General features: G+C 62.2%; 8 protein-coding genes. 1 reads left to right on the top strand and 7 read right to left on the bottom strand.

All coding sequences use genetic code 11. The features are described from left to right. Window positions 1–82 precede the first annotated feature (82 nt). From HX873_RS22035 to HX873_RS22065, 7 genes are all read right to left on the bottom strand, one after another. Window positions 83–1507 carry a gamma-aminobutyraldehyde dehydrogenase gene (locus HX873_RS22035; RefSeq protein WP_003209554.1) on the bottom strand — a complete coding sequence of 475 codons (1425 nt, stop codon included), beginning with the start codon at window positions 1505–1507 and terminating at the stop codon, window positions 83–85. A gap of 116 nt (window positions 1508–1623) precedes the next feature. After that, window positions 1624–2433 carry an ABC transporter permease gene (locus HX873_RS22040; RefSeq protein WP_177123196.1) on the bottom strand — a complete coding sequence of 270 codons (810 nt, stop codon included), beginning with the start codon at window positions 2431–2433 and terminating at the stop codon, window positions 1624–1626. Beyond that, complete coding sequence (locus tag HX873_RS22045) at window positions 2423–3352, bottom strand: ABC transporter permease (protein WP_003209552.1); 930 nt, start codon at window positions 3350–3352, stop codon at window positions 2423–2425. The genes HX873_RS22040 and HX873_RS22045 overlap by 11 nt, the downstream gene beginning before the upstream one ends. A gap of 1 nt (window position 3353) precedes the next feature. After that, window positions 3354–4388, bottom strand: a complete 1035-nt coding sequence (locus HX873_RS22050; RefSeq protein ID WP_003209551.1) for an ABC transporter ATP-binding protein — start codon at window positions 4386–4388, stop codon at window positions 3354–3356. A gap of 180 nt (window positions 4389–4568) precedes the next feature. After that, on the bottom strand, window positions 4569–5720 hold the full coding sequence (gene ydcS / locus HX873_RS22055) for a putative ABC transporter substrate-binding protein YdcS (protein ID WP_003209550.1): 1152 nt from the start codon (window positions 5718–5720) through the stop codon (window positions 4569–4571). Window positions 5721–5792: 72 nt separating this feature from the next. After that, complete coding sequence (locus tag HX873_RS22060; protein WP_003209549.1) at window positions 5793–7250, bottom strand: gamma-aminobutyraldehyde dehydrogenase; 1458 nt, start codon at window positions 7248–7250, stop codon at window positions 5793–5795. Window positions 7251–7383: 133 nt separating this feature from the next. Beyond that, window positions 7384–8295: a LysR family transcriptional regulator gene (locus HX873_RS22065; RefSeq protein WP_003209548.1), complete on the bottom strand. Its 912-nt coding sequence runs from the start codon at window positions 8293–8295 to the stop codon at window positions 7384–7386. Window positions 8296–8463: 168 nt separating this feature from the next. Here HX873_RS22065 and HX873_RS22070 point away from each other — a divergent pair, with 168 nt between their 5' ends. Next, the gene (locus tag HX873_RS22070) at window positions 8464–9177 is read left to right on the top strand and encodes a tellurite resistance TerB family protein (protein ID WP_177123197.1); all 714 of its coding nucleotides are present in this window, start codon (window positions 8464–8466) and stop codon (window positions 9175–9177) included. Window positions 9178–9261: the final 84 nt, after the last annotated feature.

The raw sequence follows: 9261 nt of genomic DNA on the forward strand, positions 1-9261 counted from the left end.
CCCAGGATTTTGGGGCCGCTACGCAGCCCAGCGGGAGCAAGCTCCCTCGCCACAGTGAGCTCGCTTCGACAGGGGTAAAGGGTCAGTGCTTGAACATCACATGGCGAACCGTGGTGTAGTCCTCCAGGCCGTACATGGACATGTCCTTGCCGTAGCCGGACAGTTTCTGACCGCCATGGGGCATTTCGCTGACCAGCATGAAGTGGGTATTCACCCAAGTGCAGCCGTACTGCAACCGTGCAGCCAGGCGATGGGCGCGGCCGACATCGGCGGTCCACACGGAAGAGGCCAGGCCGTAGTCCGAATCGTTGGCCCAGGCCAATACCTGGGCCTCGTCGTTGAATTTGGTTACCGACACTACTGGCCCGAACACTTCGCGGCGCACGATTTCATCGTCCTGCTGCGCGTCGGCCAACACCGTCGGCTCAAAGAAGAACCCGTTGCCTTCCACCGCCTTGCCACCCGTGATCAGGCGGATATGGGATTGCGCCACGGCACGCTCCACAAACCCGGCCACACGGTCACGGTGCTGTGCGGTGATCAGCGGGCCCAGCTCGGTGGCCGGGTCATCCTGCAAACCGTATTTGATGCTGGCAACCGCCGCGCCGAGCTTCTCGACGAACGCGTCGTAGATATCGGCCTGTGCATAAATCCGGCACGCAGCGGTGCAATCCTGCCCGGCGTTGTAGAAGCCGAAGGTGCGAATGCCTTCCACCGCCGCGTCGATATCGGCGTCGTTGAAGATGATCACCGGCGCCTTGCCGCCCAGTTCCATGTGCATGCGTTTGACGCTGTCGGCAGTGCTGGAAATGATATTGGCCCCGGTGGCAATCGAACCGGTCAGCGACACCATGCGCACTTTCGGGTGATTCACCAGCGGGCTGCCCACGGTTGGCCCACGGCCAAACACCAGGTTGAGTACACCGGCCGGGAAAATTTCAGCGGCCAGTTCCACCAGGCGCAGCGCGGTCAGCGGAGTTTGTTCCGAAGGCTTGAGCACCACGGTATTACCGGCGGCCAGGGCCGGGGCGATTTTCCAGGCGACCATCATCAGCGGGTAGTTCCACGGCGCGATGGAGGCAATTACGCCCACCGGGTCACGGCGGATCATCGAGGTGTGGCCCGGCAGGTACTCGCCGCCGGCCGAACCGCTCATGCAGCGGCTGGCGCCGGCGAAGAAGCGGAACACATCGGCCACCGCCGGGATCTCATCATTCAGCGCGGCGCTGTAGGGTTTGCCGCAGTTGTCCGACTCAAGCTTGGCCAGCTCTGCGCCGTGGGCTTCGATGGCGTCGGCGAGTTTGAGCAGCAGCAGCGAGCGATCCTTCGGTGGCGTTTGCGACCAGCCTTCAAAAGCGCTGTCGGCAGCACGCACGGCGGCGTCGACCTGGGCTTCGCTGGCTTCCTTGATTTCCACCAGTACCCGACCCAACGCCGGGTTGAACACCGGCTGCGCCGGGCCTTCGCCTTCGACCAGATGGCCGTTGATCAGCAGTTTGGTTTGCATGGTTCAGTCCTCTTAAAGCTGCATCGTTTCCCCTGCCGAAACCGGTTCAAGTATGGGAGCGAGCAAGCCCGCTCCCACATTTGAATCTCATTCCTTCAGTGGCAATGTGTTGTCAGTTATTTACCGCCACTACCGGCCACGCTTTCGCCGCCGCGGGTCAGGTAATAGGCACCCAGGATCGGGAACATCGTCACGATCATCACCAGCATCGCCACCACGTTGGTCACCGGCACATCCCGTGGCCGGCTCAACTGGTTGAGCAGCCACAGCGGCAAGGTGTGCTCGTGGCCGGCGGTGAAGGTGGTGACGATGATTTCGTCGAACGACAGCGCGAACGCCAGCATGCCGCCGGCCAGCAACGCCGAGCCGAGGTTGGGCATGATGATGTAGCGGAAGGTCTGCCAGCCGTCGGCGCCCAGGTCCATCGAGGCTTCGATCAGGCTGTGGGAGGTGCGGCGCAGGCGGGCGATCACGTTGTTGTAGACGATCACCACGCAGAAGGTCGCGTGGCCGACGATGATGGTGAACATCCCCGGCTCAATCCCCAGGGTCTTGAAGGTCGCCAGCAACGCGATGCCGGTGATGATCCCCGGCAGTGCAATCGGCAGGATCAGCATCAGCGAGATGCCTTGCTTGCCGAAGAACTCCCGGCGATACAACGCCGCCGAGGCCAGGGTGCCGAGCACCATCGCAATCAGCGTGGCGATGGCCGCGATTTGCAGCGACAGCTTGATCGCTTCCAATACGTCCGGCCGCGAGAAGGCCACGCTGAACCACTTCAGGGTGAAGCCCTGGGGTGGAAAGCTGAACGCCGCCTCTTCGGTGTTGAAGGCGTAGAGGAAGATGATCAGGATCGGGAAGTGCAGGAAAACCAACCCGCCCCAGGCCGCGATTTTTAGACTGAGTGAGGCTTTTTCAGAGTGCATCGAAGGCCCCCAGACGTTTGACGATGGACAGGTAAACCGCGATCAGCACGATCGGCACCAGAGTGAACGCCGCGGCCATGGGCATGTTGCCGATAGCGCCTTGTTGCGCGTACACCATGCCGCCGACGAAGTAACCCGGCGGGCCCACCAGTTGCGGCACGATGAAGTCGCCCAGGGTCAGCGAGAACGTAAAGATCGAACCCGCCGCGATCCCCGGCACCGACAGCGGCAGAATCACCTGCATGAAGGTCTGGCGCGGCTTGGCGCCGAGGTCTGCCGAGGCCTGCAGCAACGATGGCGGCAAACGCTCCAGCGAGGCCTGGATCGGCAGAATCATGAACGGCAGCCAGATGTACACAAACACCATGAACCGCCCCAGGTGCGAGGTGCTCAAGGTGCTGCCGCCCACGCCGGGAATGCCCATGATGAATTGCAGCGCCGGCTCCAGGCCCAGGTGCTGCACGAACCACTGCGCCACGCCGCCCTTGGCCAGCAGCAGGGTCCAGGCGTAGGCCTTGACGATGTAGCTGGCCCACATCGGCATCATCACCGCGATGTAGAAAAACGCCTTGGTCTTGCCGGTGGTGTAGCGCGCCATGTAGTAGGCGATCGGGAACGCGACGATGGCACTGGCGATGGACACCACCACCGCCATGCTCAAGGTGCGCACGATGATGTCGAAGTTCGACGGCTGGAACAGCGCGGCGAAGTTGGCCAGGGTCAGGTCCGGGGTGACCGCCATGGTGAAGTCATCGAACGTATAGAAGCCTTGCCACAGCAAGGTCAGCAGCGAACCCAAATAGATCGCGCCGAACCAGATCAGCGGCGGCACCAGCAGCAGCGACAGGTACAGGTTGGGCTTCTTGTACAGCAGGTTGGAAAACCTGCGCATCGGGGGTTGGGACAGGGCCAGGCTCATGTCACACCTCGCCTGCGATGTCGGTCAACGGCGTCATGGCTTCCCGCGCCCAGCGCGCGGTGATGGACTGGCCGACTTGATGCCCGGCGGTGGTGTCCAGCCATTGGTTGTTGGCCTGGCTGATGTTCAGGGCCTGGCCGTTTTCCAGTTTCAGTTCGTAGCGGGTGGCGCTGCCCTGGTACTGGATGTCATGCAGCAGGCCGCTGACTTCCACCTCGCCGCTGCCCAGCGGGCCTTCGGCGAAACGCACGTGTTCCGGGCGGATCGAGAACGGCTGCGGGTTACCGCTCAAGCGTTGCGCCAATTCGCCGCGAATCACGTTGGAGGTGCCGACGAATTCCGCGACGAAGGTGGTGGCGGGCTTCATGTACAGGTTGCGCGGGGTGTCGACCTGTTCGATGCGGCCCTTGTTGAATACGGCCACACGGTCGGACATCGACAGTGCTTCGGTCTGGTCGTGGGTGACGAAGATGAAGGTGATGCCAAGTTGGCGTTGCAGTTTCTTCAGCTCGCTTTGCATCTGTTCGCGCAGCTTCAGGTCGAGAGCGCCGAGGGGCTCATCCAGCAGCAATACGCGCGGACGATTGACCAGTGCGCGGGCCAGGGCCACACGTTGACGCTGGCCGCCGGAGAGTTGCACCGGCTTGCGGTCGCCGTAACCGCCGAGGGCGACCATGCCCAGCGCTTCTTCGGCGCGGTTGAGGCGTTCGGTCTTGCCCACGCCTTTGACTTTCAGGCCGTAGGCCACGTTGTCCCGCACGTTCATGTGGGGGAACAGCGCGTAATCCTGGAACACAGTGTTCACGTCGCGCTGATACGGCGGCAAGCCGGCGGCTTCCTCACCGTGGATGCGGATGGAGCCGGCACTGGGTTGCTCGAACCCGGCGATCAGGCGCAGGCACGTGGTTTTGCCCGAGCCGGAAGGGCCGAGCATGGAAAAGAACTCGCCGTCCTGGATATCGATGGAAACCCGGTCAACGGCTTTCACTTCGCCGAACTGACGGGAAACGTGGGTGAATTGGACTGCAAGCGTCATGGTGCGGTGCTCCAAAAAGGCGCGTCTTGTAAAAATTAAATCGGAGGTAGAGGTGATCGTTCCCACGCTCTGCGTGGGAATGCAGCGCTGGACGCTCCGCGTCCGCCCTTAAAGTCGTGACGCGGAGCGTCACAGGAGGCATTCCCACGCGGAGCGTGGGAACGATCAACTAGGGAGTGCTTAGCGCCCGCCCATGATCGCGATGTAATCCTGGGTCCAGCGGCTGTACGGCACGAACTTGCCGCCTTCAGCCTGCGGGGTTTTCCAGAAGGCGATCTTCTCGAACTGGTCGAAACCGTTGGTCTTGCAACCCTCGGCGCCCAGCAGTTCGCTTTCCTTGCACGCCGCGGGAACCGCCGGCAACGAACCGAACCACGAGGCCACATCACCCTGGACCTTCGGCTGCAGCGACCAGTCCATCCACTTGTAGGCGCAGTTCGGGTGCTTGGCATCGGTGTGCAGCATGGTGGTATCCGCCCAGCCGGTGGCGCCTTCCTTCGGAATGGTCGAGGCAATCGGCTGTTTCTCGTTCACCAGGCCGTTGACCTGATACGGCCATGCGCTGGAGGCCACCACGCCTTCGTTCTTGAAGTCGCTCATTTGCACGGTGGTGTCATGCCAGTAGCGGTGGATCAACGGCTGCTGGGCGCGCAACAGGTCGAGCACGGCCTTGTACTGGGTTTCGGTCAGCTCGTACGGGCTCTGGATGCCCAGTTCCGGCTTGGTGGCCTTGAGGTACAGCGCCGCATCGGCGATGTAGATCGGGCCGTCATAGGCCTGCACGCGGCCTTTGTTCGGCTTGCCGTCCGGCAGGTTCTGCGCATCGAACACTACGTTCCAGCTGGTGGGCGCGGTCTTGAACACGTTGGTGTTGTACATCAACACGTTCGGGCCCCACTGGTACGGCGTGCCGTACGTTTGCTGGCCGACCACGTACCACGGCGCATCTTTCAGGCGCGGGTCGATGTTCTTCCAGTTGGGAATCAGCGAGGTGTTGATCGGCTGTACGCGCTTGCCGACGATCAACCGCAGCGAGGCATCGCCCGACGCGGTGACCAGGTCGTAGCCGCCCTTGGCCATCAAGCTCACCATCTCGTCGGAGGTGGCGGCGGTCTTGACGTTGACCTTGCAGCCGGTCTCTTTCTCGAAACCGGTGACCCAGTCGTAGTTCTTGTCGCTTTCGCCACGTTCGATATAGCCGGGCCAGGCGACGATATCCAACTGGCCTTCACCGGCACCCACCGCCTTCAGCGGTTCGGCGGCCTGGATGCTGACACTGGCCAGCAGCGCGGTGGTCAGGGCACTGAGCAGTGCGGTCTTGTGCGCAGACATGGGGGTTCCCTCTTCTTTAATTATGGTCGGGGCAGTTTTTGCAGCAGGTGGTGCGTGAGCGTAGTTGTTGTTTTAAAGATGCTGGCCGTGGCGCGCCATGATGTGCCGCACCACGCTGTAGTCCTGTAGCGAATCGCTGGACAGATCTTTGCCATACCCCGAGCGCTTCAAGCCGCCGTGGGGCATTTCGCTGACCAGCATGAAATGACTGTTGATCCAGGTGCAGCCGTATTGCAGGCGCGACGCCACTTGCATCGCCTTGTCCAGATTCTGGGTCCACACGGAGGAGGCCAGGCCGTATTCCGAGTCGTTGGCCCAGTCCACCGCCTGTTCCAGCTCGTCGAAGCGGGTCACGGTGACCACCGGGCCGAACACTTCGCGCTGCACGATTTCATCATTCTGTTTACAACCGGCCAGCAAGGTTGGCTGGTAGAAGAAGCCAGCACCGGAATGCACGGCGGCGCCGGTGATGCGTTCGATATGCGGCTGGCCGAGGGCGCGTTCGACAAAACTGGCGACGCGGTCGCGCTGGCGGGTGCTGATCAGCGGGCCGAGTTCGTTGTCGGCATCGCGCTTGCCGGCAAACCGCAGGCTGCTGACGGCGGCGCCGAGCTCGGCCACCAATTTGTCGTGGATGCCGGCCTGGGCGTAGATGCGGCACGCGGCGGTGCAGTCCTGGCCGGCGTTGTAGTAACCGTAGGCGCGCACGCCTTCGACCACGGCTTGCAGGTCGGCGTCGTTGCACACGATCACCGGGGCCTTGCCGCCCAGCTCCAGGTGCGTGCGCTTGAGTGTCTTGGAGGCGGCCTGGAGGATCTTCTGCCCGGTGACGATATCGCCGGTCAACGAGACCATGCGCACCTTCGGGTGGCTGACCAAATGGCTGCCGACCCCTTCGCCGCCGCCACACAGGATGTTGATCACCCCGCGCGGCAACAACTGGCTCAGTACGGGCGCCAGGGCCAGGATCGACAGCGGGGTATGTTCCGACGGCTTGAACACCAGGGTATTACCGGCCGCCAGGGCCGGGGCGATTTTCCAGGCGGCCATCATCAGCGGGTAATTCCACGGCGCAATGGAGGCCACCACGCCAATCGGATCGCGACGCACCATGCTGGTGTAGCCCGGCAGGTATTCACCGCTCAGTTGCCCGGTCTGGCAGCGCACGGCGCCGGCGAAGAAACGGAACACATCGACGGTCGCGCTCAAATCGTCCTGGCGTGCCAGGTGCAGCGGCTTGCCGCAATTCAGCGATTCCAGGCGGGCGAGGTAGTCGGCTTGTTTTTCGATTGTCTCGGCGATGCCCAGGAGGATGTTCGAACGCTGCTGGGGCGTGGTCCGCGACCAACCGGCAAAGGCCCGGTGGGCGGCGAGGATTGCGGCTTCGACCTGCTCGGTACTGGCTTCGGCGATATGGGTGAGGATTTCACCGGTGGCCGGGTTGATGATCGGCTCGACAAACCCCTGGCCCGGGACCAGTTCGCCGTCGATCAGCAACGCAGTGAGCAGCGGTGTGGGCGCGCCAGACATTTTTCGCGATCTCTTTTCTTGTGTGGTCATGGCTGTTCTCGTGCGAGGCGCCTGACCTTCTCTTATGGGATGAGCAGAGACTAGAGGTCAGGCGCGAGGTCAACAAATACTAAATACTGAAAGCAGCATTCGATTAAATAGATGGCTTGCGTGGGTGGGGCTGTTCGCGGGCCACCGTCAGGAATGGGTCCACCAGTGCCGGGCGCGCCGTGCCCCGGCGCCAGGCCAGGCCCACGTCGAGGGTCTGGCTGAGGTCGGCAATCGGCCGGGCCTCGATAATGTCGCCTTCCAGGGACCAGGGGCGGTAGGTCATGTCCGGCTGGATCGACACGCCCAGGCCGGCGGCGACCAGGCTTCGCACGGCTTCCGTCGAGGCGGTGCGCAAGGTGACGCGGGGTTGCAGCCCGGCGCCGGTCCACATGCGTTGGGCGTTGTGGCCCATTTCGTCGACGTTCAGCTGAATCAGCGGCTCGCGCGCCACATCCGCCAGGTTGATGCTGTCGTGTTCCAGCAGCGGGTGCTGGGCGGGCAGCCATAAACGGTGGGGCGAGTGGGTGAGCACTTCGGTTTGCAGGGCGTGGCGGTCTTCGAGGTTGGAGAGGATCAGCACGCCGACGTCGATTTCACCGCTGACCAGCAGGTGTTCGATGTAGGGGCGTTCGTCCTCCATCACGCGGATTTCGACATTGGGGTAGGCGCGCTGGAAGCGGGTAAGCAAGTCCGCCAGGTAGTAGCCGGCGACCAGGCTGGTCACGCCGATGATCAACTGCCCGGCCACCTGGTCGGTGCTCTGTTGCAGGCTGCGCTTGGCGTTGTCGACGGTGGCGAGAATGAGGTGCGCCTGGCGCAGGAACTGGTGGCCCTGGTGGGTCAGGGTCATGCCCTTGGCGTGGCGGTTGAACAGGTTGACGCCGATTTCCTGTTCCAGTTGCTGGATCGCCAGGGTCAGGGTGGACTGGGAGATGAAGGCGGTCTGGGCAGCGGCGGAGATCGAGCCGGTCTCGGCCACGGCGATGAAGTGACGGATCTGACGCAAGGTCATCATGCTGGAATTACCAGTGGGGTGTTTTTATAGATTTGTTCGAGTGTATATCGTTTTAATTGAGGGGTAGGCGCGTTACATCTGGAAGCACTCTAGATCGGGGGTTTTTGGCACTTAGTTTTACGCTGGGGGCCTATTGGTCCTGTGAACTTGAGTTTCTGGAGGTTGTGAATGAATACCCGTGGATTGCTCGATCAACTGCTCAAATCCGGCCAGGACATGTTGCAGAACAAGGCTGGCGGGCAGCGCAAGTCAGATGACAAGGGGGCCCTTGGCGGACTGCTGGGTGGCGGCGGATTGGGTAGCTTGCTTGGCGGTGCCGGTGGTGGGGCCCTCGCGGCCGGCGCCATGGGTCTGTTGCTGGGCAACAAGAAAGCCCGCAAGTTTGGCGGCAAGGCGCTGACCTATGGCGGGTTGGCTGCTTTGGGGGTGATTGCCTACAAGGCCTACGGTAATTGGCAGGCGCAGCAGGCCAGTGCGCCTCAAGGGGAGCCGCAGACCATTGATCGGTTGCCGCCGGCCCAGGTCGAGCAGCACAGCCAGGGGATTTTGAAGGCGCTGGTGGCTGCGGCCAAGGCTGACGGGCATGTGGATGAGCGTGAGCGGGCGTTGATCGAAGGGGAGTTAGTGAAGCTGGATAACGATCGTGAGTTGCAGCAGTGGTTGCATGCCGAACTGAACAAGCCGCTGGATCCGGCAGATGTGGCTCGGGCTGCCAGTACTCCGGAGTTGGCTGCCGAGATGTATATCGCCAGTGTGATGTTGGTGGATGAGGAGAACTTCATGGAGAAGGCTTACCTCGATGAGTTGGCGCGGCAGCTTAAGTTGGAGCCTGGGTTGAAGGCTGAACTGGAGAAGCAGGTGCGGCAGGCTGAGGTGGTTTGATTGTGTACATATCCGTTTCTGCGGTAACGGCTACTTATGGTAAAAGCAAAGACCAGAACGAAAGCAGAGCCGCTTTTCTGTAGG

Origin of the sequence: Pseudomonas sp. P7758 (assembly GCF_013386485.1) — a bacterium.
GTDB lineage: Bacteria > Pseudomonadota > Gammaproteobacteria > Pseudomonadales > Pseudomonadaceae > Aquipseudomonas.